The organism is Bifidobacterium lemurum (genome assembly GCF_014898175.1).
In the GTDB taxonomy this organism is placed as follows: domain Bacteria; phylum Actinomycetota; class Actinomycetes; order Actinomycetales; family Bifidobacteriaceae; genus Bifidobacterium; species Bifidobacterium lemurum.
The window spans coordinates 865,660-887,823 of the sequence record NZ_CP062948.1; the positions used below are offsets into that span (position 1 = coordinate 865,660).

Annotated in this window: 16 protein-coding genes; 7 read left to right on the forward strand and 9 right to left on the reverse strand. The window is 51.4% G+C overall.

The features are described from left to right. Positions 1-15: 15 nt before the first annotated feature. Positions 16-1,095, reverse strand: coding sequence for an acyltransferase (locus tag BL8807_RS03310; protein WP_072724566.1), 1,080 nt, complete (start codon positions 1,093-1,095; stop codon positions 16-18). Positions 1,096-1,308: 213 nt separating this feature from the next. Here BL8807_RS03310 and BL8807_RS03315 point away from each other — a divergent pair, with 213 nt between their 5' ends. From BL8807_RS03315 to BL8807_RS03330, 4 genes are read left to right on the forward strand one after another with little or no spacing between them, the layout of a single operon-like run. Then, the gene (locus BL8807_RS03315; RefSeq protein WP_226847455.1) at positions 1,309-3,204 is read left to right on the forward strand and encodes a glycosyltransferase; all 1,896 of its coding nucleotides are present in this window, start codon (positions 1,309-1,311) and stop codon (positions 3,202-3,204) included. A 31-nt stretch (positions 3,205-3,235) separates the two neighbouring features. Then, positions 3,236-3,952: an IspD/TarI family cytidylyltransferase gene (locus BL8807_RS03320; protein ID WP_072724570.1), complete on the forward strand. Its 717-nt coding sequence runs from the start codon at positions 3,236-3,238 to the stop codon at positions 3,950-3,952. Continuing rightward, entirely contained in the window at positions 3,949-5,046 is a 1,098-nt protein-coding gene (locus BL8807_RS03325; protein WP_072724572.1) for an NAD-dependent epimerase/dehydratase family protein, read from the forward strand. The genes BL8807_RS03320 and BL8807_RS03325 overlap by 4 nt, the downstream gene beginning before the upstream one ends. 28 nt (positions 5,047-5,074) lie before the next feature. Continuing rightward, entirely contained in the window at positions 5,075-6,211 is a 1,137-nt protein-coding gene (locus tag BL8807_RS03330) for a LicD family protein (RefSeq protein ID WP_158217121.1), read from the forward strand. 66 nt (positions 6,212-6,277) lie between these two features. Here BL8807_RS03330 and BL8807_RS03335 read toward each other — a convergent pair whose 3' ends face one another. Genes BL8807_RS03335 through BL8807_RS03350 form a run of 4 tightly spaced genes read right to left on the reverse strand, consistent with a single transcriptional unit; the run spans position 6,278 to position 11,050 of the window. Beyond that, positions 6,278-7,534 carry an ABC transporter ATP-binding protein gene (locus BL8807_RS03335; RefSeq protein ID WP_072724577.1) on the reverse strand — a complete coding sequence of 419 codons (1,257 nt, stop codon included), beginning with the start codon at positions 7,532-7,534 and terminating at the stop codon, positions 6,278-6,280. Next, a complete protein-coding gene (locus BL8807_RS03340) occupies positions 7,534-8,379 on the reverse strand; it encodes an ABC transporter permease (RefSeq protein ID WP_072724579.1) in 846 nt (281 codons plus the stop codon). The genes BL8807_RS03335 and BL8807_RS03340 overlap by 1 nt, the downstream gene beginning before the upstream one ends. Before the next feature lie 44 nt (positions 8,380-8,423). Then, on the reverse strand, positions 8,424-9,362 hold the full coding sequence (locus BL8807_RS03345) for a glycosyltransferase family 2 protein (RefSeq protein WP_072724581.1): 939 nt from the start codon (positions 9,360-9,362) through the stop codon (positions 8,424-8,426). Next, a complete protein-coding gene (locus BL8807_RS03350; RefSeq protein ID WP_072724585.1) occupies positions 9,362-11,050 on the reverse strand; it encodes a glycosyltransferase in 1,689 nt (562 codons plus the stop codon). Before BL8807_RS03350 ends, BL8807_RS03345 begins: the two co-directional genes overlap by 1 nt. 219 nt (positions 11,051-11,269) lie before the next feature. On the opposite strand from BL8807_RS03350, the gene glf reads away from it, so the two are divergent. From glf to BL8807_RS03365, 3 genes are all read left to right on the forward strand, one after another. Then, positions 11,270-12,442 carry a UDP-galactopyranose mutase gene (glf, locus tag BL8807_RS03355; protein ID WP_094725348.1) on the forward strand — a complete coding sequence of 391 codons (1,173 nt, stop codon included), beginning with the start codon at positions 11,270-11,272 and terminating at the stop codon, positions 12,440-12,442. Between the two features lie 150 nt (positions 12,443-12,592). After that, positions 12,593-14,470, forward strand: a complete 1,878-nt coding sequence (locus tag BL8807_RS03360) for a DUF6541 family protein (RefSeq protein ID WP_226847457.1) — start codon at positions 12,593-12,595, stop codon at positions 14,468-14,470. A gap of 267 nt (positions 14,471-14,737) precedes the next feature. Then, positions 14,738-15,691, forward strand: a complete 954-nt coding sequence (locus BL8807_RS03365; protein ID WP_072723781.1) for a glycosyltransferase family 2 protein — start codon at positions 14,738-14,740, stop codon at positions 15,689-15,691. A gap of 62 nt (positions 15,692-15,753) precedes the next feature. On the opposite strand, the gene BL8807_RS03370 is transcribed toward BL8807_RS03365, so the two are convergent. The 4 genes from BL8807_RS03370 to BL8807_RS03385 form a co-directional block, all read right to left on the reverse strand. Beyond that, positions 15,754-18,963, reverse strand: a complete 3,210-nt coding sequence (locus BL8807_RS03370) for an RICIN domain-containing protein (protein WP_072723779.1) — start codon at positions 18,961-18,963, stop codon at positions 15,754-15,756. A 242-nt stretch (positions 18,964-19,205) separates the two neighbouring features. Beyond that, positions 19,206-19,769, reverse strand: a complete 564-nt coding sequence (locus BL8807_RS03375; protein WP_072723777.1) for a PIN domain-containing protein — start codon at positions 19,767-19,769, stop codon at positions 19,206-19,208. A 2-nt stretch (positions 19,770-19,771) separates the two neighbouring features. Next, on the reverse strand, positions 19,772-20,263 hold the full coding sequence (locus BL8807_RS03380) for a helix-turn-helix domain-containing protein (RefSeq protein WP_072723775.1): 492 nt from the start codon (positions 20,261-20,263) through the stop codon (positions 19,772-19,774). A 796-nt stretch (positions 20,264-21,059) separates the two neighbouring features. Then, positions 21,060-22,109 carry an ATP-binding protein gene (locus tag BL8807_RS03385; RefSeq protein ID WP_072723772.1) on the reverse strand — a complete coding sequence of 350 codons (1,050 nt, stop codon included), beginning with the start codon at positions 22,107-22,109 and terminating at the stop codon, positions 21,060-21,062. Positions 22,110-22,164: the final 55 nt, after the last annotated feature.

Here is a 22,164-nt window from a genome sequence, read left to right on the forward strand (position 1 = left end):
TAATCCGTTCATTCCTTATTTAATAAGCAGCATCCATCGTTGCAGCGGTCGAAGATAGGCCAGAATTCGCGCAACCGCCAATGAGCCTACCAAGCAAATACAAACAATTATTGCGAACGAGATAAACCCTGTTGACATGTTGAACGACTGCAAACACGCTACGCATACAGTGAGTATCCAGAAATGGAGCATGTACACGGAAAAGGAATACGTAGAGATGAAAGTTGTAACGGTTACAAGGAAGCGAGCGTGAGCAAAACGCAAGGTGAATATGCGTTGACCGACAACAAAGGATGATATTGCAGTGATTACTAGGAACAAATTGGCATAATAAGGGTCCCAAGCAAGTCCGCTTGCCAGAGCAAAATGGTGGAATAACACAAGGAATACAGCAGAAACTATTGCGACGGCTGTCGCTGCCCAAGTATTCACTTTGCTGAATATACCTTTTTTTACTGCGTAACCAGCAAGTAAAAACAGTATCCAGACAGAGTTCCCCCAAACATCTGCTCCGAAGATATTCATATTCAACTGACTGGAGATAATGTGCTGGGGCATGATGAAGCTAAATAATTCGGATAGAGTGGGGACGATGGTGCCGAAGAATGCAGCACATCCCAACAACGTTAATGAGTATGTTCGCGCATGATGCATACCCAGCCATTGGATCGTATGGGAAACAATTGGTAATCCCAGATAAACTCCGATAATCATTGGAAGAAACCACATGCCATTATTAGTGGGTCCCATAAACAGAGCAACTTTGAGAACCTGATCAAAGGAGATGGGAGAGTCTCCTATCACTTGACTGAGTCCGAACCACGTGATATTCCAGATTTCTAACGTTATGACGAGCGGCAAGAGATTGTGCTTGAGAAATCGCTGAAGATACCGAGAATCATAACTCCTATCAAGCATGAGGTACCCGGTGAGCATAACAAACAGCGGTACGCCTAGGGTGCCTAGAGTGTTGACCAATAGTTGCGCTTTGCCAGTAAGCAGTGCTGACGAAGTATGTTCGCATATGACGGCAATAATGGCAATTGCGCGAATCACATCCAGCGAGTGTTCTCGTTGTTTAGGCGCGGCTGGCATTATGATCGATCCTTCTTCTGTCCGAGATACCAGAGGAGCGGCATACGCTAATCTCTCACGGATACGGGTAGTTTATTCAATGACTCTTTATCGTAGTCGAGGCTGGTGATAAGGTTACCTGCTAGGACAAGCGTCTCTAAGAACAAGGGGCGAAATCCCGCGTTCCATGATCCCGCCTGAATGAATATACTAATAAGAATGCAGCAGGAGTTATTGACGCAACAGCAGGGATGGGAAACCATTAATCGTCTAGTGTTCCCGATTGAGGATAAAGACCTTGTTCTTCCGCTGTATATTTCGACGAAAAGTGGAGAGTCGCTCGACGACGGCTTGGAACGGAGAACATCGATTGTCTCCCGCTCTCGATTGACGCTTGGCGCTGGCGCTCATATCACTTGCAGCACGTTCTTCAATGCGTTTCCAGCAGGATATTGGCGCCGATGGACGAATGTTCGCAGTGTTCGTTTTGCCGTGGAGACACAAGGTATTGGCAGCATCAGAGTATTCAGATCCACGGCACGTGGCTTGGCTTCACCAGTAGCGATATTGAAAGTTGACTCTCCGGCCGATTCGGCGACCTACGTTGCAGATATCTCCATTGAGGGCATGCTGGATGGAGGCTTTCTCTGGATTGAAGCTCAGGCAGGAGATTGTCCTCTTACCTTGTTCAATGGTGAATGGCAGGTGGAGTCTAGGCATCGAACGGCACCGGAACGATCGAAGCTCTCAATAGCAATTACTACGTTTAACCGTGCTTCATACTGTTTGCGTCAGTTGCGGACAATCGCAGATGAATCATCGTTACGGGAGCGTTTGGATACGGTTTACTGCGTAGACCAAGGAACCGACCTTGTCCGAGAACAAGATGGGTTCCCTGTTTTACAGAAGCAGTTGGGGAGGCAGCTTACCTATATACAGCAAAAGAATCTAGGCGGTTCTGGTGGATTCTCCCGCGGTATGTGCGAGACGGTTAAAGCCGGGACTAGCGAATATGCCCTCTTGCTTGATGATGACGCTATTTCAGAGCCTGAGGCCATTCTTCGCGCCGTACAATTCGCTGATTATGCCAAGAAACCGCTTATTGTCGGCGGAGGCATGCTACATCTGGATAACCGAACAGTGCTGTATTCACGTGGTGAGAGATTCGACCCGAGCACGGTTATGCCTGCAGCTGCTGTTGGAACTGTATACAATCATGATTTTGCGGCTCATCCTTTATGGCAATCTCCGGAGCTTCATCGCTTGGTCAACCCTGAGTTCAACGGATGGTGGCTATGCCTGATTCCGACGAAAGTCATCAAAGAAATCGGATTGTCGATGCCGTTCTTCATCAAGTATGACGATGTAGACTATGGCCTTCGAGCAAAAGAGCATGGAATTCCCACGGTATGTTTGCCCGGAGTGGCGGTGTGGCACCAAGGGTGGCATGACAAAGACATCTCCCGCACATGGGAAGAGTATTTTGCGCAGCGGAACCGTTGGATTTGCGCCCTGCTGCATTTCCGTAAGCCAAGTAAAAAGTTCCTCTTCCGCATGATGTACGAGGATGCACACCTTGGGGTGAAGTTACTCTATTCAGGCATGAAACTGCATCATATGGCATTGGAGGATGTACTAAAAGGCTCTGATCATCTGATATCCATCATGCCGAATCAACTTGCAGTCGTCAGACAGGCGCGAAACGGGTTCGATGACAGCACGGTGATTGCAGATCCAGACATGCTGCCTGCTGCAGAGCATTATTTCGTCGGACAGACCAAATTCTCTCTTGCACAGGCAAGTATGAAAGAGGGAGCCAAGGTTGTCCTTAAAGCAGTGCTCTCGCATGAGAACGGTGAGAAAGACGCAAGGCCCCAGTATGCTATGGCGGCACAAGACGCAATGTGGCAGAACTTCACAGGCATCCGTTCCGCCGCAGTCACCACGTCCGATGGCAACGGCGTGACTTGGCTACGTAGAGACAGCAAGTTGTACCGCAAAGGTCTGTGGGATTGTCAGCGTCTGGCCTTCCGCATATACGGTCTGTGGGGCAAACTCTCACGACAATATACTGATACACCAGTGTCGGCCATGAAAGTCTGGGAGAAAATCTTCAGAGAAGCGCAATAGTCAAATTGAATTTGCGGGGAAGGAAACGCCATTGAACACTGCGATCATTATTGCTGGAGGTTCTGGCCACCGAATGGGGCAGGACATCCCCAAGCAATTTATTAATGTATATGACAAGCCAGTGATTATCTACACTCTGGAGAGCTTCCAGAGACATCCCAAAATCGATGATATCGAAGTGGTGTGCTTGGACGGCTGGCATGACATGCTTTGGGCGTACGCAAAGCAGTTCGATATTACCAAACTGAAATGGGTGGTTTCCGGAGGTCAGAGCGGTCAAGAATCTATTCGTAATGGCGTAGTAAATCTTGAGGGGCAATGCGAGCCGGACGACATCATCGTTATTCATGATGGAATCCGACCATTAGTGGACGAGGCCATACTATCGGATGTAATCGCAACATGCGAACAATATGGTAATGCCGTCACATCGTTGCCGTATAACGAACAGATTTTCATCATGGATGATGATATTTCGACGGTTCAATATATTCCGCGTGATACGCTACGTCGTGTTTCAACGCCGCAAGCCTATCGTTTTGGCAAATTAGATTGGGCGTATCATGAGGCGTTCAGCCGGGGAGTTGGCATTGGACCATCATCGTATACCAATACCATGATGGCTGATCTCGGTGAACGTTTGTACTTTGCTGCCGGCTCGGACCGCAATATCAAGTTGACTAATAAAGACGATCTTGAAATGTTCAAAGCATACCTCAAGTTAGAAAAGGACAACTGGCTAAAATGACCAGGCAAGCGCCATCAGGGAGCGCAATTGACGTTGAAGATCATCCTCTCTATCAGGCGGATGTCGCTCAGGCATCTCAATGTGATTTGCCGTGGGAAAAATTGCATGATGCTACAGTGCTTGTCACAGGCTCCACGGGATTGATCGGAAGCCATCTCATCGACGTGCTAATGCATCATAACGTGAATGACGAATTGCAATGCACGGTAGTGGCAATCGGCCGTAATGAGACAAAAGCGAGAAAACGTTTTGCGCACTACTGGTGGTCCCCATGGTTTAGATTCGCAAAGCACGATATCGTAGTTCCATTGTGCGACGATGAGATTCCATTGGCGGACTATGTAATTCATCTTGCGAGCAATACACATCCAAGAGCATATGCCACTGATCCGATTGGCACCATTACTGCCAACATTAATGGGACACAAAATATGTTGGACTATGCCGTTAGCTGCAAATCTCGCCGTGCATTATTCGCATCTTCGTGTGAGATTTATGGAGAGAATCGAGGCGATACCACATATTTCGCTGAGGACTATTGCGGATATATCGACTCTAATACGCTGCGTGCCGGATATCCGGAAAGTAAACGCTGCGGCGAGGCACTTTGCCAGGCGTATATACGGCAACACAATCTTGAAGTGGTCATTCCTCGACTGGCACGTTGCTATGGCCCAACGATGTTGCCGACCGATTCCAAGGCTTCGTCTCAGTTTATACACAACGGATTGCGCGGGGAAGATATAGTTCTGAAAAGTAAGGGAGACCAGCATTATTCCTATATTTACGCTTCAGATGCCGTTACTGCGTTGCTGACAGTGCTCCTTCAAGGGAAAAATGGTCTAGCCTATAATGTTGCGGATTGCAGATCAGACATTTATCTGAGAGACTTGGCGCAGCTTATTGCGTCATACAGTGATGTCCGCGTCACCTTTGATATTCCTGATGCGATTGAACAAGCTGGGTTCAGTACAGCCACGACCGCATTGTTGGATAGTGGCCGGCTGCAAGCATTAGGCTGGCGTGCACAATATGACATACAAACGGGCGTGAAGCACACGCTTGATATATTAAGCAGCTGTCATAGTTGCTAGAATCATGGAAACTAGTGTTTGGAGATGTATGAGTTTACTATTTACGCTTAAGGGACAGCTTCCATCTTCCAAAAGAGCAGTACATGAGTTACATGATAAAGTCGATGCCTTGTCAGCCGACAATGCTGCTTTGCGGACAGAATTAGCTGAGTTGAAACAAGATATGCAATCTCTAGGCAAATCTTTGCATGCCAATATGAATCGGATGCAAAGTGCGTTGCATACACATGATGCTCAAATGCAAGTTTTTTCTTGGTCAAACGCAAGAAAAAATGGCGAGAGCGATGAGGACATGCGGAAAAGATTCTTTCTGAATATCCCCAAAGCACAGGGGCAACTCAGACTATTGCAGCAAGGTTGCGCTCAGTTAATGAAAGAGTTTGCTGATTTATGCGCATCCAACAATATTCAATACTGGGCTGATTTTGGCACGTTGCTGGGCGCTGTTCGACACAATGGTTTCATACCGTGGGATGATGATACCGATATGGGAATGGTGAGAGAAGATATCGGTGTATTGCAGCGGACTATAGCCGATAATCCCGAGTATACTCGCCGGTACCATGTCAAGATGGTATACGACGCTTATGCGTTCTGCCGACAAGTACGTTTTATGTACAACGACCCCAATAATCCCGCATTTTTGGATTTGTTTATTTATGACTACACGCCGGGCTCATCGCAAGAGTTATACCAGCGTCGATCTGAGCTAAGAACACGAATGATTGATTCGCTGAAGAAGCTTCCATGCTATAAAGAATGGCATACCTGCGGATATATTTATCCAGACGATGTACGTGCTGCGAACATCGAATCGGTATTTGAAACGTATCGAGTTGAAGCTTTACGGGAAAATATTATTTGTGATAAGAATCGTGCTCAAGGCGTGATGTTCGCTTACGATGACTGTACATTGGATGATATCGAACGTATCTATCCAATTGAGCGCGTACTTCCTACGGGTCGTGCATATTTTGAAGGATTTGAAATCGCTACGCCACGCGATTTGATGATGGTGTTGAATAGGGACTACGGCAATATCTTCGATTTGCCTAACGATATCGTCTCCCATTTCGACCATGTGCCAAAAGAGTTGTTCAAATCAGAAACAGTTATGAATGCGATTCGGAGGTCCGTCGAACATCCAGATGAGTATCTAAACTAAGCAAAGAGGTGTGTGGAAGATCGAAGATCTTCCACACACCTCTTTGCTTAGTTCATAAGGATGTATTTACTCGTCGAGCATGGTGATGTGCAAAGCTCGGTCGTTAAGCAACGCATATTCACGGTTGCGGTCATCACGCACTGCGAAAATGCAACAGTTGTCATCATTAGTGAATGCGACCATATCGGTGATTTTCGGATTGTCAGGATTCTGAGTACGCAAGGACACGACCAGCTTGAATTCGCCATTATTGAATAACTGCAACGGAACTTCAAATCGAACTTTGCAATGTCCGTGCCTATTGAGCTGAATAGTATTCGAACCAGTATCGTAAGTAACGCCACCGCGCTTAATATCATGCATGGCAATGGCTAGATAATATGGGTTTGACTCTTCATATTGATATTCGACTTCGAACTGGAACACTCCGTCACAGTCAAGAATTTGAGGGCCAAGCGGATTCACACGCAACAGCGGAACTCTCGCATTAAGCCCTGTAGGATACTCATCTGCTTTGTCGTTGTCAGTATCTCGTTTATCCGCCCGCATGTTCTCGAGTGTGTAACGATTAGCGACATCATCCTTATTGCCGTTGATTAGGACTTCGCCTTCCTTAATCAGCACGGCTTTATTGCAGTACTTTTTAACGGCACCCATATCATGGGTGACGAGAATGACTGTTTTGGAGGAATCCTTCTTAATCTTGGCGAAGAAGTTGTCGCACTTGCGCTGGAATGCTTCATCTCCGACGGCCAGAACCTCATCGAGCACAAGAATGTCACCTTTGGCTTGAATGGCGACGGAGAACGCCAGACGTACCTGCATGCCGGAAGAGTAGTTCTTGAGTTTCTGATCCATGAACTCTTCAAGTTCGGCGAACTCCACGATGTCATCGTACATGGCATCGATTTCTTCACGGGTAAAGCCAAGAAGCGCGCCATTAAGGTATACGTTCTCACGTCCGGTAAGCTCAGGGTTGAAACCAACACCAAGTTCGATGAACGGCACCAGTTTACCGTTCACTTGAATGGATCCGGAATCCGGAACATAGATGCCGGAAATTAACTTCAGCAATGTGGATTTACCGGAGCCGTTTCGCCCTACAATGCCGAAGAAGTCTCCTTGATGCACTTCAAAGTTGATATCACGAAGCACATGCTGTTCCTTGTAACCTTTGATGCCTTTGGCCCAGTTGATGACCAGTTGTTTTAAACCGGTGGCCTGTTCAGTAGGCAGTTTGAAGTACTTGCCCACATGATTGACCGACAAGACCACAGAAGCGTCGGTCTGGGAGATTGCAGTATCGTTTCCGGACTCGTTCATTACATGACCTCTGCAAACTTGCGATTATTCTTACGGAACACATAGATGCCAAGCCAGAAGATGAAGACGGACAGGGCAACGGGAATCAATCCCATCCACACATGCCCACTGATCGTCCAAATAGTTGGCTGTGTTTCGGGGGCGATGAGATTATGACGGATATCCTGCACGGTTTGCGCGATGGGATTGAGCAGCTGCATCTGCGCGATGAGTTTGCCGAACGGCTGCAACGATTGATTGTCCATCACCATACCCAGCGGATAAATCACTGGCATAGCATAGAACAGCACTTGTTTGAGGACATCCCACAAATGAGCGATGTCACGGAAATATACGTACATGGAACTCAGCAACAACGCTATGCCAAGAGACAGAATATACAACTCGATAAAGTTTAGTGGCAGCAGTAGCACACGCCAAGTGAATTGCACATGGCTGAACAAAGCGAACACTAAAACGACGACGAGATTGATGGCATAACTAATAAGCGCGCCGATGGTGGAAGAGACCACGACAATATAGTTGGGGAAGTGAATCTTGCGCAGCAAATCACCTCGATCCACCACTGAACGTAAGCCTACGGAAGTCGCCTCTTCGACAAACTGCCATGTGCTGATGCCGAGCAGCAACACAACAGGGTAAGTCGGCGTTCCGTCTGACATGCGAAGGAACTTCGCAAACACCACATACATGACGCAGAACAGCATCAGAGGCTTGAGCACCGACCAAGCAATACCCAAGAAAGAACCTTGATAACGCAATTTGAAATCGGTACGTACCAATTCCCTGAGCACCACCAAAGAATAGTGGTAGCGATTCTCCACTGTTTTCATGAATTTCGACATGAAACAATAATCCTAACGATAAATCAACGATGCTGTATTGTTTGTTAAATGGAAGCAACGGCCGGGGTCTGCGGATAGTCAATCTTAGGATTGAAAGTCCGCGCTTCCAGCAGCTTGCCGTAGACCTGTTTCTGCAGCTTGCGATCAACGCCGCCGCGGCGCATAGTATTACGCACCATGGCGCAGAAGCGTAGATACTGATAGAGCCCTTCATGGTGCAGATGATAGGAAGCCTCATTGCGCGCACCATAGAGGAACTTCCACACGTTCTTCTCGTCTATCATGCCGAAGTTCACGCCCTTGTTCACGCCCATATCATGGAGCACGACACTATCGAGCACTTGCACGCCGGGACAGGTCTTGGTGATACGCAACGTGTATTCCGCATCATCGAACCAAATGAAATACTCCTTGTACGGCAATCCAAAGGCTTCCATGACCCATCGGGGGATTAACACCGAGACAAAGGAACACCGATTTACCAGAACAATATCAAGACCTTTGGCCTTGAGACGTCCCCAATCCCATGTGGGAATGGGATTGTTCATTTCGGAAATAGTGCCATCGATGAACTTGACCATGGAACAGGCAAAAGGCACGTCCGGCCCCAGTTCGGCGACTGCGGCATCATAACCGTCGACCAATTTGTCAAGGGCATCGGGTTCAGGATAACCGTCATCGTCGAAGATCCAAGCGAAATCACATCCCAGCTCATAGGCACGACGCATGCCGGCAGAGAACCCTCCCGCTCCGCCCTCATTCGTTTCGAGCGTCACAATATCAAGTTGTATTGAGTCGGCATATTTGAATGTAGACGCGTATTCGTTCAGAAAGATATCAGTTCCGTCAGTCGCTGCATTGTTCACAATGACCAGTTGCTCTGGCAGTCGAGTTTGGGCCTCCAGCGAGGCGAGAACCTTCTTCAGTTTTTCTAGGCGATTGTATGTCACCACCACTGCTGCGACTTTACTTGCGTTCTGCATTAGCGACTCCACTCAGTCAACATGTTTCGGAAATAGTCGTTTGCGGACTCCAGTTCGGAGAACTCTTGTAGGCGTTTGGCTTCCGACCTCCAGAGCTTTTCTCTGTTCTCTTCGTGCTCAAGAATATGTCCCAGTATAGATTTGGCATCCTTGACAAAGGAAGCGGAAAGACGACGACACAAGCCCTGTGGTGGAATAAGTGTGTCTTGGGATCCGATGTTCGCTGAAACAACGGGGATGCCAGCAGACAGTGCCTCAATGGTGGTGAGCGTGATGCCCTCATTCATCGAAGACACCAGTAATACGTCTGTTTCCGCATAAGTAGTACCGACCGGTATGCTCATAGAACGGCGTTCGATTACATCTTCCAGCTGATAGCGTTCGATAAGACGGTCGACAAAGGCGTCCATATCGCCATTGCCATGCATGATGAACTTGACTTTGCCGGGGAACGCTTTGTTAATAGCGCGGGCCGCCAGAATAAACGTTTCAGGACGTTTTTGACGTACATTGCGGCCTACAAAAGATACAACTAATGGCTGTGAAGTGTCCCGTGTCTTGAAAGTGAGTCCGGCGCTATCGGCAGTCAAACCGACGAGCGGAGCATCTATCACCTTATGAGGATCGATGTGGTGAATATCTTTCAGCCAATGTTCGAGTTGCGGAGAGATCACGTGATGGAGGTCAATCCATTCATCGCGCGCCACAGATTCACTGGGGTACCCGCCATGGAAGATGTACTCCACAATGTGTAGAGAATCCACGATATGTGTTTGCGGGAAGAACTTCTTCACCCACCAAGCATTGTCATACATCCACTGACAATGGTGGATGAGGATGCCCGCGATGTTGAACTGTTCAAATAGCGCTCGCAGCAGAGGGGCATCGCCAACGCGTTCCTGTAACGGCATAGTAAGAGGCAACAACACGGTGCCTTTGAGCTCGCTACGTGTAATCCACGGCTGGTGTCCGTCGGAATCGGTGATGACAATTGGGATGAATCCAGCTTCTTTAACGAGTGAAATCGTTTCAAGAGCCCAACGCTCCGCGCCGCCGGACTGCAGCCAGTGCATGGCGATGATAACAGCTCTGGGAGCATTGAGGTCCGCCTTGCCCGGGGCAATTTCAACCCATGGATGATGCGTATGTGAGCGGCCGTTTATTTTTCCCGTGGTATTAGGGGAAAATGGCTTGATTGCAGTCCTACTGATTTGCTCACGTCGAATTCTCTTGGCTTCACGTAATGCATCAAAGAACGCGGGAGCTGTCGATTCCACTTCTCTATATAATTTCGTGGCTTTTCCAATCGGATAATTCTGCTCGACATCATCGTCGGTTGCCTCGTCCGGAGTAAGCAGGATAAATCGGATGTTACGATCTATTAGCTGCTCATTGCCTGCGAAATAATGCGGGGAGAAACGCGATTGGGGCTCGACTGTAGAAGTTGCATGGAATACAGCGATCGGATTCAGTCCCGCTTGCTCCGTCAGCACACCATTCAACGTGGAGGTGTCGGTCAGGCGTGGGTATTGCCACTTTTCTCCCATGTAGATCTTGTAAGTTAACGTGCGTCCTGGTTGAATCAGCGCATTGTAATTTACAGCGCCGAGGACAAGACGCTGCATTCGTTCACTCAGCTGCTCAATCTGCTGGTTGCCCTCTTCGTCAAGGCGGAAGAAATTGTGCATGTGATACATAGTAGTAACAGGTATGTGCAAGGAGTGTGCAACCACGGCTAGATCGTGTGATCTAGATGACTCACTGTCATCGGACCGTGCTTTGCCTGATAGTGACAGGAAGAACACGGGCTTGATGCGGGTAAGCGTGTGATTTCGTATTTCTTCGGGTGTTTTTCTACGGGTACTATGAGGAGCGAAACGAACATCGGTGATGAAAGGTTGCGTTCCATGGCTGTGGATTATCCGGATTTGGTTGTTGTCGGTGCTGGCTTGTTCGGTCTGACGGTGGCGCAGCAGGCGGCGGAGCTGGCCGGGGCGCGCGTCGAGGTGATCGACGTGCGTGACCATATCGGGGGCAACGCGTACTCGTATGTGGACGAGGAGACGGGCGCGGAGATCCACAAGTACGGGGCGCATCTGTTCCACACGTCGAGCCCGCGCGTGTGGGAGTACGTGAACAGGTTCACCGGGTTCACGGACTACGTGCACCGCGTGTGGGCCACGCACGACGGCGAGGTGTATCCTTTGCCGACGAACCTGGGCACGATCAACCAGTTCTTCCGCGCGCACATGACGCCGGCCGAGGCCAGGGCCCTGATCGCGGAGCAGGCGGGCGAGCTGGCGGGCCAGGACCCGAAGAACCTCAACGACAAGGGAATTTCCCTGATCGGCCGTCCCCTGTACGAGGCGTTCATCAAGGAGTACACGGCCAAGCAGTGGCAGACGGACCCGGCCGAGCTGCCGGCGTCGATCATCAACCGCCTGCCGGTGCGGTTCAACTACGACAACCGGTATTTCCAGGACACGTGGGAGGGCCTGCCCGTCGACGGGTACACGGCGTGGATGGAGCGCATGGTCGCGGACGAGCGGATCCACGTGAGCCTGGGGGTGGATTTCTTCGACGCCTCGCAGCCGTACAACAGGGCGGCGCTCGGGGCGGCGGGCGTGCCGGTGGTGTACACGGGCCCGGTGGACCGCTACTTCGACTACGCGCTGGGCGACCTGAAGTGGCGGACGGTGGACTTCAGGGAGGTGCGCTACGACGAGGGCGACCATTTCGGCTGTCCGGTGATGAACTTCTCGGACGCGGACGTGCCGTACACGCGTGCGATCGAGTTCAAGAACTTCAATCCCGAGCGCCGCGAGCGCCAGAACCCGGACAGGACGGTGGTGTGGGAGGAGTACAGCCGGTTCGCCGAGCGGGGCGACGAGCCGTACTATCCGGTGAACACGGACGCGGACAAGGCCCTGTACGCGAAATACGAGGAGCTCGCGGCCAGGGAGCCGCTCACGGTGTTCGGCGGCCGGCTCGGCACGTACAAGTACTACGACATGCACCAGGTCATCGCCACCGCGCTCGACGCGTACGAAAAGAAAATCGCACCCATGCTCACCAAGTAGCGGAAGCGTTCGATGTCTTTGCCGGCATCAGCCGATGAGAGGACGAAACTGTTAGAATAAGCGCCGGATGAGGCGTTGAGGGGCTCACTCGGGCTTGCCGTTCCCTGAGTGTGCCCCTCGATTCATATGAAGGAACAGGGTGGCAATCGTATGACGAACAGTGCGGTAGACGTGGTGACTAATCCGCGAAGGACAAGCGACGCTCGCACATGCGCGCGGATTGGTATCCAGTGGTCGAAACCGGCCGGTGCCTTGCTGGGAGCAGCGATCGCCTTTGCCATCGTGCTGCTATGGTTCCCACGCAGCTGGTCGATGTGGAATCTGCCGTTGCAGGAGGTCGATGCGCCGGCGCATTACTATTTCGTCCAGAGACTGCTTGATGAGGGAATCGGTGCGGCCACGCATCTCAATCCCAATGACTCCTACTATCCGCCGATGTTCCATCTGATGGCGGCGGGACTGATCAAGCTGTTCGGACTGTTCGGCGCGGAACTGAACATCTATGCCGCGGTGAACGTGGTCTGGCTGTTCGGCTCGGCCATCGTCTGGCCGGTCGGCATGCAGGTGTTCGCCGGCTATTGGCTTCGCCGTGCCGGCTGTGGGCCGGTGTTTTCCGGCGCGATGCTGGCGCTGGTCCCGGTGTTGTCCGTTTCGTCGGCATGCCATCCCTTCCAGATGTTGTCGACGGGTCCTTTGCTCGCATACGGTTTGGCGACATCGTTGCTGCCATTGTGGCTGTATGCAACATTGAGATTACTGGATGCCATCATGGCCCGAACCGGTATCGTCCGGTGGCTGATTTTCACTGCGGTGACCGGAGGCTTGTGCGTGTTTGCCCATCCGCGCATAGCGTTCACTTGGCTGCTGCTTATAGCGCCATTCGTGCTGACGCGGGTGTCATGGAAACTCATCGCCGGTTTGTCGGTGGCGGTTGTGGCTGGAGGCGTTGCGTTCTTTTTATATATGGTCACGCATTTCTCGTCATCCCGCTACTTCGATCCGAGTTCATGGTTCCATACCTATGAGCCGAACCGTACGGTGCCTGAGGCAATCGCCGTGTTCCTCACCGAGAATATCGCAGGACCGCAAGGTGTGTTGCTCGCTGTTATCGTGTTGATCTCCTGTGCCGTCGCAGTCGGTGCGATGGTGAAGCCGCGCCTCTTTGGCGGTTTGCGATATGGCGGCGATATGGCAGCTGTCGTGAAGCCGACAAAAGCATCGCTGCTGCGACGGGATGCAATGTCCATTACTGCGGACTTCCTGCTCATCGGACTGATTTACGTATGTTCCACCTCCTTGACCGGTTGGTTTCCGAACATCGTGACCGCAGTGTGGTATCGATCCGAGCCGCGCCCGCTTACCATGATTCCACTCGGTGTGATCCCATTGATTATCTTTGCGGCGGTTGTGATGCCAAACGTTCAATGGCGAAAACTGAAGCAGCCGTTGAATTCGGCGATTGTCCTAGTGGTGTTGACCTCCTTGGTGACGGTGTTGCAAGTGAACAACACGGTGCGAGCCAACGTCGCGCAAGCCGCGGAATCAACCACCGTGGTCGAGGGTGGTCCTGCCGATGCTCAGCTGAGCGAGACGAAATATCAGGTGCTCGAAGATGTGTCGCGAACTGTCGAGGACGACGCAACGGTCATCTCGGACCCCATGAACGGGTCGATGTACGCACAAACCCTATTCGACGTGGACATGCTCTATCCGGTGGTCAATCCGAAAGTCGAAGGGGACGGCGCCGTGTTCCGCGACGTGCAAACCGCTTTCAGCTCAGGGGACTCGAATGCTCTATTGACGACAGTGTGTTCCGTTAGTGCCGGACCGGAGTATTTCCTCTCCATGGGAGAACAGGCTCCCAGTCTGCTGGACTTCACTTATCGCGACCAGTACGACCCGTTCCATAATCAAACTCTTATCAGCCAGTACGTGCGTGACGGTTCGCTAATCGAAGTCGAAGACTATTCATCCCTCGGAAGCGACACGGAAGACTGGGCGCTCTACCAGTTCAATTGTGGGGATTAGAGTTCACAGAGAAGACGAACAACAGCAGAGGACGTTCGTCTCAGGTTTAACGAATATAATTCCATAAAGAGAGTTTTAGACCGTGGATGTTTCTTGGAGATGCTGTCCTTATGCTGCAAGCTTCCGACTATCTCTACGTTGCAGCAGACTCATCCACCTCAGCACAATACCCCCTCATATAGGCGTCGTTGTCAATTCATTCATCTGACCGATTTACTACAGTAAAGAGCAGGAGAATCCAGCCGTGAAACGAAAGACAGGTAAGACATGACACTACTATCAGCAGTAGTTCCCTGCTATAACGAAGAAGAAAGCCTGCCTCTATTCCTGCAGTCATTCGATGAAATCACAACAGAGCTAATCAGCCAACATCCAGATTTATCGTGCGAATTAATACTCATAGACGATGGTTCATCGGATAAAACTCTGGAGCTCATGCGGTCCGCAGCCCGACGTACAGAAACGCCTTATTCACTCAAATATATATCTTTCTCACGAAATTTCGGGAAAGAAGCCGCTCTTTATGCCGGTCTGGAATACGCTTCCGGCGATTACGTGGCCACACTGGACGCTGACATGCAAGATCCGCCAAGTCTTCTTCCTGAGATGTTCAACATGCTCCAGTCCGAAGATATCGACAACGTGGCTACTCGCAGGCAGGACCGCAAAGGTGAACCACCAATTCGCTCTTTCTTCGCTAAACAGTTCTATAAAATCATCAACAAAATGTCCAACGCCGACATCGTCGATGGAGCACGCGACTTTCGTCTCATGAAAAGGCCTATGGTCGACGCGATTCTTTCAATGAAGGAGTACAACCGCTTTTCTAAAGGCATTTTTGGCTGGGTCGGTTTCAAGACGAAATGGATTTCCTATGAGAACGTGGACAGAGCCGCAGGACAGACAAAGTGGAGTTTTCTCAAACTTTTCGTCTATGCTCTCGACGGAATCGTGGCGTTTTCCACCACTCCTCTAGTCATCGCTTCGATTGCAGGCCTGTTGTTTATGCTGCTGTCGGTGTTGTTCATCCTGCTCATCATCATCAGGACCCTTGCCTTTGGCGATCCTGTAGCAGGATGGCCATCGATGATATGCATCGTTCTGTTTATTGGAGGCCTCCAACTTCTCTGCATAGGTATTCTGGGCCAGTATCTGGCGAAAACTTATCTGGAAACCAAAGAACGCCCTCCTTACATCGTTCGTGAAACCAACGCCAAGTAAATCAATAAGAGGGGCTTCATCATTATGATGAAGCCCCTCTGCCTCAAACAAGTTGAGGCCAATCACTTCTTTAGGGACCAGCGTTGGGCCGCCGTGCCATTGCTGACATACAGCTGCACATTGGTGCCGTTCCTTGCATATCCGCCAGAGACATCCAGCACCATATTCTCCGCCAAGGCCGAGTAAAAAACGTAATCCCCTGTCGCACCTTTAACAGCAATCCACTTTTGTGCCCACGTGCCGTTTGCTGCATATTGCTGCACATTCGTTCCCGACGATGAAGTTCCGTTCTCAACGTCCAAGACTTTCCCGGAGTTCACACTCGCTAAAGTCACATATCCTTGGGCATCGTGCGAAATCCTCCACCGTTGAGCACTGGTACCATTAGCTGCGTAAATCTGTACATTGCCGCCATTGTTTTTACTGCCTCCACTAACATCAAGGCGCATGGTTTTCCCCACGCTTGATGAGAATTCATAGATGCCGTCCGGCAAATCATTTTTATGCGATTGCGCCATACTATTCAGCCGTTCACGAACTGTCTTCGTAGTAGTGATTTTCCACCGTTGAGCATTTGAACCGTTATCCGCATAAATCTGGATATTGGCACCGTTTGCCGTAGAACCTGCAGAGACATCCAACACCTGACTCTCAGAGGTAGCCGCGCGTATCGTGTATGAACCATTACTGTTTTTCACAACAATCCATTTCTGCGCCCAACTGCCATTCGATGCATACTGATGCACATTCGTGCCCGATGACGTCCCGGCATTATAGATGTCCATCACCTTGCCGGACACTGCATTGGTGAACGTCACATACCCCTTAGCATCATGCGTCACTTTCCACACTTGGGCATCGGTTCCGTTGCCCGCATACAGTTGCACATTGCCGCCATTGGCGGTGGATGCGCCAGCCACCTCAACACGAGTGGATGTTTTCAGCATCGACGCAATCGCATACGTGCCATCAGGCAAATCGGATTTGTGCGAGGCCGCCAGGGAATCCAACCGCTCCCGCATTGTGGTCACTTCGGAAACCGTCCACAGCTGGGCCTTCGTCATATTGCTGGTGTATAGCTGAAGTTTCGCGCCAGACGAGGCATTGCCCGAGGGAATGTCTATCGCCTTGCCCGACTTGCTGTTCAAGAACGCATACCCGCTGCCGACCTTCATAAGATGCCAGTGCTGCGCGGTGGTTCCGTTCGACTCATACTGCTGCACGGCCGTGCCATTACCGGTCGCACCGCTTGCGGCATCAAGTACCTTTCCTGATTTCACATTCACGATTCGATAGACGTTGTTACCCACCTCGGTGAATGTGTAACGTTGCGCATCGGTTTCGTTCCACGCGTATAACTGCACTTTCGCACCGTTCGCAACCGAACCACCCGAAATGTCCATCACCATATTCGACTTGGCCATCGAAGTGACACGCACTTTCTTGCCTGTCGGCACCGACGCATCGGTCGATGCCATCACGAACTTCTGCGCTTGCGAATTGTTCGGCGCATACAACGCGACCGCCGTGCCATTGGTCGTAGCAGCACCGCTGATGTCCAAAACCCAATTGCCCAGAGCGGACTGCACATAATAACCCGCTCCGGAATCACGGATAAACCACCGCTGAGCTGTGGTGCCGTTCGCATCGTACTGTTGCACGACCGCGCCATTCCCGGCGGAACCATTGGATACATCCAACACCTTGCCCGAGTTCACGTTCTGAATCACATAGCTACCATCCGACTGTTTGGTGAACCGGAACTGCTGCGCTTTGGTGTGATTGTACTGGTACAGTTGCGTTTTCACCCCATTGGCAGCGCCGCCTCCGGCGATCTCCACACTGGAAGAATCCTTCAGCACCGAATTGATGTAATACGTGCCGTCCGGAATGGAAATCGTAGACAGGTTACGAACGTCATATTCCGCTTGGTACGTCTTGTTTCCGAACGCGTTCAGATCCACACGGCCGCTGATGCCAGCCACGGTGCCGCCGGAGGTGTACTGCCAGCCGCGGCTGTTGGTGGGGTAGTCGAAGTTGGTGCGCGAACCGTAGCTGGCCACCCACGTGGTTTTGGAGTGGATGCTGCTGGAGTTCAGCGCGCTCTTCAAATAGCTCGTGTACGAATACACGCCCAGATTCTTGTATCCGGCGGCCTGCAGTTTGGAATACCATGTGCTGACAATGCCGTCGTAGACGCTGGGATTGGTGGGCGGCGTGTGCCCGGTCCAAGTCCATTCCTCCAGGTCGTAATACACCGGGTAGCTCAGATCGCTCGGAGAAACCCCCACCTGCTTGAGCAGGCTGACGATGTCGTCGCCCTCGTCGGCGGCGAGCGCGTTATCGTAAGCGTACGAGTACGTGTAGATGCCGAAGGGGATCCCCAGACGTTTGCATTCGCTGATATTGCGTTTCGCCTGCTTGTCGAGGCCGTTGCCGGCACCGTAGCTGATGCGGATGATCGCACCCTCCACGCCGGCGTTTTTGGCGGCCTGCCAGTCGATGGTGCCTTGCCATTCGGAAACGTCAACCACGCCCTTGGCCTGCTGCACGAACAGCGTACCGCTCCCCTCGAAGAACGCGGGAGTGCTGTTATAGGTGCCCCAGTAGGCGCCGTACTCGTTGCCCCCAAGCGAGGCGAGACGAACCATACCCTCCGTGGAGAGGGCGGAAGGGGTCACCGCAGCGTCTGTTGACTCATCCGCATTGTCTTGGACGGAATCGGAATCTTCCTCGGATTGTTGCGGCTGAGACGATCCTGCACTCTCATCCGGGCTCCCGGACGTGGCGGAGTCATCCGCCGAATCCCCCGCCTCACCCGCAGTGTCCACGTCGGAATCTGTCTCGCCGACTTTCTGACGTACTTCCTCCACCTGCACGGGGATGAAAGACTCACCATCGGTTTTGGCGAGCGGATCGGGCTGTTGCGACTGCGTGCCGACCAGTTCGGGGTCGGTCACCGTCTCGCCGGTTTCGATATTCTGAACTTCGCCGTCCGCGCTCACCGCCAGTTCAGGCGAGACGACCGTGGCATCAGCCGGAATGTCATCGCTTACCGTGGAAGGCAATTCCTGCGTGGGATTGTCCGGAATGCTGTCCTCGTCGCTCAATTGCTGGTCGCCGATGGCCTGCACCTGTGAAGCGGATTGCGACGATGCCGAATCATCCAACCCAACGTCCGTGAGAGCGTACGCAGGAATCGCGCTCAACGACGCCACCAGCGCACCGGCGACAGTCATCGTGGCAACGCGTTTCCAAGTATGTGCAGTCATAACCGTTCTCCTCACATGGCATCGCCCATCCCGGCGAATCTCCACCATCAAACCTAACTCACGCGTCTTTCCTCACCGTCGCCACGCTTCCAAAACCTTGCCAATCATTAACAATTGCGAAAGCCTCGCATACTACGATTCGACAGCTGCAATCAACTCAGACCAGTCTCAGCTAGGGCAGCCTGCACAGACCGTCATTATCTGACAGGCAAGAATGGAGGCGAGACTCTTGTTGCGCCCCGCTAAATTCGACTCTCATCTATCGCTTCGAGCAATGGGAGCAGCGTCTCCGAAAAATGCGGAAGCGAACCATGCAGGAACCCGCACAATTCCTCTGGCGTTTGTGGACACCGGCGATACATCTGCATCATCTGATAAATCACATTAGCCACGAACCCCGGACGAATATCCAGCACATCAAGCAGAAAATCGTCCGGATGCACGACTTCAATACCATAAGGGATACGTGATTCCTTCGGAAAATCTTTCAGATTAAAAGTCACCAAAGTATTAGCCGGGGAACGAACCGCCGCAGCGAGTACATGACGATCTCCCTCATCACATAACATCTTTGGTGTCAAATCCGCATAATCCTCAATTAACGCATCCGGAAAGGCCCGGTTCATCATCGACAAACGATACTGAATTTTCTCTTGCCCTATGACGGGAGATAGCACACGCTGCAACTCCTCTTGCACTCCAACTGACCAGTAGGGTTTGAACAGTTTGGCTTCTGCCAGGCTGAGGATCATATCGCAAGTCACCTCGCCGTATAGAGCGCATGTATCGAAAAAGACCGGGAACATGTCTACCCCTTAATAAGAGGATTGTGCGCAGTAAGGCTAGGGTCGGTGTCACGGTTCAGCTCTGCCATGCTCTGCATGAAGGACGCATGACGCTGATTGTCATATGTCTGCAAATCATCGAGACGGACCCTGCGATGCCTACCAACTTTGGTAAAGGGGATTTCCCCCGACTCAAGTAACTTCACAAAGGTAGGACGACTCATGCCCAGCATATCCGCCGCGTCCTGCGTAGTGAGCATCATATCGCAGGGAGCGACAAACACAGCCTTCCCCTGGGTCAACGCATTCGCGACCTGCAACAGCGCCTGCGCCAACTCCTTCGTGAGAGGCCTAGCGTCCTCCCCTTCAATCTTCAGAGTGGCGATAGGGAAGTCTTCCCGTTGAACCATCTCCTCGAATTTATCCAACGTTTCTTTGATATCAAGAACCTGACGCTTGCTGTCAGCTTGCGGATAGTATGTTGCCGAATTACCGGATAACACTCGCCCAGACATCTTTGCCTCCATGCCTCATCTTAATCGCTGCACTGTCCCTATATCCAATAATAACCCACGCACGCTATTATTCGAAATATTCGAAACAATATTCACGACTGCCTCTCGCACGCCCGGGAATCATTGGAATCATCTACGTTAAGGGAGTGGATTTGCCCGCCCACGGATATCGATCTGCGTTACGAGTAGCGCCGTTCAATCCCACGCCCGCATGTAAGCCTTGAAATTCGACCAAACATACCCAGCATACGCGCATACAGACACTACCTATAACGCAGATCGACCTCCGCAATACCCAGAATCCACCACCCGTAATGTAGATAGCCGCGATCAAATACATCCTGAACAAACACAGCGCCACACAATACCGGCCCAGACGAAGATTCTTGCCAATCATTGACAATTACGAGAAACCGGCAACTCGATAGCAATCGACGCCCCATCGGAAAGTTGCCCCAATCTCTTGACGGTTTATTTGACGAGTAAACCGACGAACAATGCCCAGTTGCTTCAAAACCGCGGAATTCCAACGAAAATTTATTTGACGGTTATTTGACGGTTATTTGACGGTTATTTGACGGTCGTGAAATTAGGCATGAAACAGAGACGCTACGCGAACCCTTACGCGATCCGATCAATGTTGCGCCATCATTCATCATCCTGATCGCACAAGTGCCGCGCGCTCCGATATGTTCCCGTAAGAGCGCCACGTGACTGCCTTGGAATCCGCTTGCGCAAACGGAAAACACAAGCACAAGCGGAAAACAAGCGGAAGAACACAAAGCGTTACTCATGTTCAGTCAGATAATGCCTGAACATATGTGGCACCTCGGCCGCTCCCCTGCTTACGAATCATCCCCGAGTCCAACACTTGTCTGAGCAATACACGCGTTCTTTGCTCCGAGAGTCCAATGGTTTTGGCGATTTGCGAAGTCTTGTAACTATCTCCAGACGAAAGGAGGGCCGCGATACGTTCTGTCGGCGTTAGAACATTCACAGAGGCAGATGCTTCCCCGGATTTTTCTCCAGACACTGGAGCATCAGCAATGCTGGTGATAGGTAGTATCAACGTAGTTCGATCCGGATCGAACTCCTCAATAAGTTTCGGATCAGGAAGGCCCACGGAACGAACACCCTGACACATGGTATCGAAACCGCTTCCTGCTTTCTCACCAATGCCAAGTAGATTGAACATTTTCATAATGGAGGGATTCCGCACATCAGACAGACCGCCGCGTTCCACCAAATCCAAATCGAGTCGAAGGCCTCCTGGATTACGGAACTCTATGCTGGCATTGCCATGACGAACGACAGTGACGCCGATACGTCCGAGATAGTCGGCATGACACAACGTATTGGCCAACGCCTCGCGTACAGCCTTACGAAGAGGGGTATCGTCAAGACGGGTGATGCCGTCTGGCATGGCGAAGGCTGTCGGCAAACTGTCGACGAGTTTGGCGATCACACGGGCCCAGAAGCCAAACACATTGCCCGGCCATGTCCCGTCCGATGACATAAGACGGTCATCCCACCGCCGTTCTTGTGGATCGTTAATCAAACGAAAGTCAAGTGCATAAGCAGCGAACTCGCGAGATATGTACCTCTCATCGCCAAACATGAGCAAGCCGGCCCGAGTCGGATGCGATTCACGGCTCCCACGCAACCGATCAGCCGCACCGAGCCGCCATAGGAATTCATCATCGAGCAAATCCAACCAAGGATGGTCAGGCCGTCGGGCTCTCAGCATCGTTCGATAAGCGTTCAATGTCGGCACGTCTATAGCTGACAATCCCAATTCCTCAACCACAGTCGCGTCAATCGGCTCACTGTCTTGATCACGCAGCATCGCGCGAACTTCCTCTTATCGGTCGCATACGTCCGATTCGCGTCCGATACACGAC

Coding starts and splice junctions, on each gene's coding strand:
- BL8807_RS03310 (WP_072724566.1), bottom strand. CDS start 1,095: ATGCCAGCCGCGCCTAAACAACGAGAACACTCGCTGGATGTGATTCGC.
- BL8807_RS03325 (WP_072724572.1), top strand. CDS start 3,949: ATGACCAGGCAAGCGCCATCAGGGAGCGCAATTGACGTTGAAGATCAT.
- BL8807_RS03330 (WP_158217121.1), top strand. CDS start 5,075: ATGAGTTTACTATTTACGCTTAAGGGACAGCTTCCATCTTCCAAAAGA.
- BL8807_RS03335 (WP_072724577.1), bottom strand. CDS start 7,534: ATGAACGAGTCCGGAAACGATACTGCAATCTCCCAGACCGACGCTTCT.
- BL8807_RS03340 (WP_072724579.1), bottom strand. CDS start 8,379: ATGTCGAAATTCATGAAAACAGTGGAGAATCGCTACCACTATTCTTTG.
- BL8807_RS03345 (WP_072724581.1), bottom strand. CDS start 9,362: ATGCAGAACGCAAGTAAAGTCGCAGCAGTGGTGGTGACATACAATCGC.
- BL8807_RS03350 (WP_072724585.1), bottom strand. CDS start 11,050: ATGCACAATTTCTTCCGCCTTGACGAAGAGGGCAACCAGCAGATTGAG.
- glf (WP_094725348.1), top strand. CDS start 11,270: ATGGCTGTGGATTATCCGGATTTGGTTGTTGTCGGTGCTGGCTTGTTC.
- BL8807_RS03360 (WP_226847457.1), top strand. CDS start 12,593: ATGACGAACAGTGCGGTAGACGTGGTGACTAATCCGCGAAGGACAAGC.
- BL8807_RS03365 (WP_072723781.1), top strand. CDS start 14,738: ATGACACTACTATCAGCAGTAGTTCCCTGCTATAACGAAGAAGAAAGC.
- BL8807_RS03370 (WP_072723779.1), bottom strand. CDS start 18,963: ATGACTGCACATACTTGGAAACGCGTTGCCACGATGACTGTCGCCGGT.
- BL8807_RS03375 (WP_072723777.1), bottom strand. CDS start 19,769: ATGTTCCCGGTCTTTTTCGATACATGCGCTCTATACGGCGAGGTGACT.
- BL8807_RS03380 (WP_072723775.1), bottom strand. CDS start 20,263: ATGTCTGGGCGAGTGTTATCCGGTAATTCGGCAACATACTATCCGCAA.
- BL8807_RS03385 (WP_072723772.1), bottom strand. CDS start 22,109: ATGCTGCGTGATCAAGACAGTGAGCCGATTGACGCGACTGTGGTTGAG.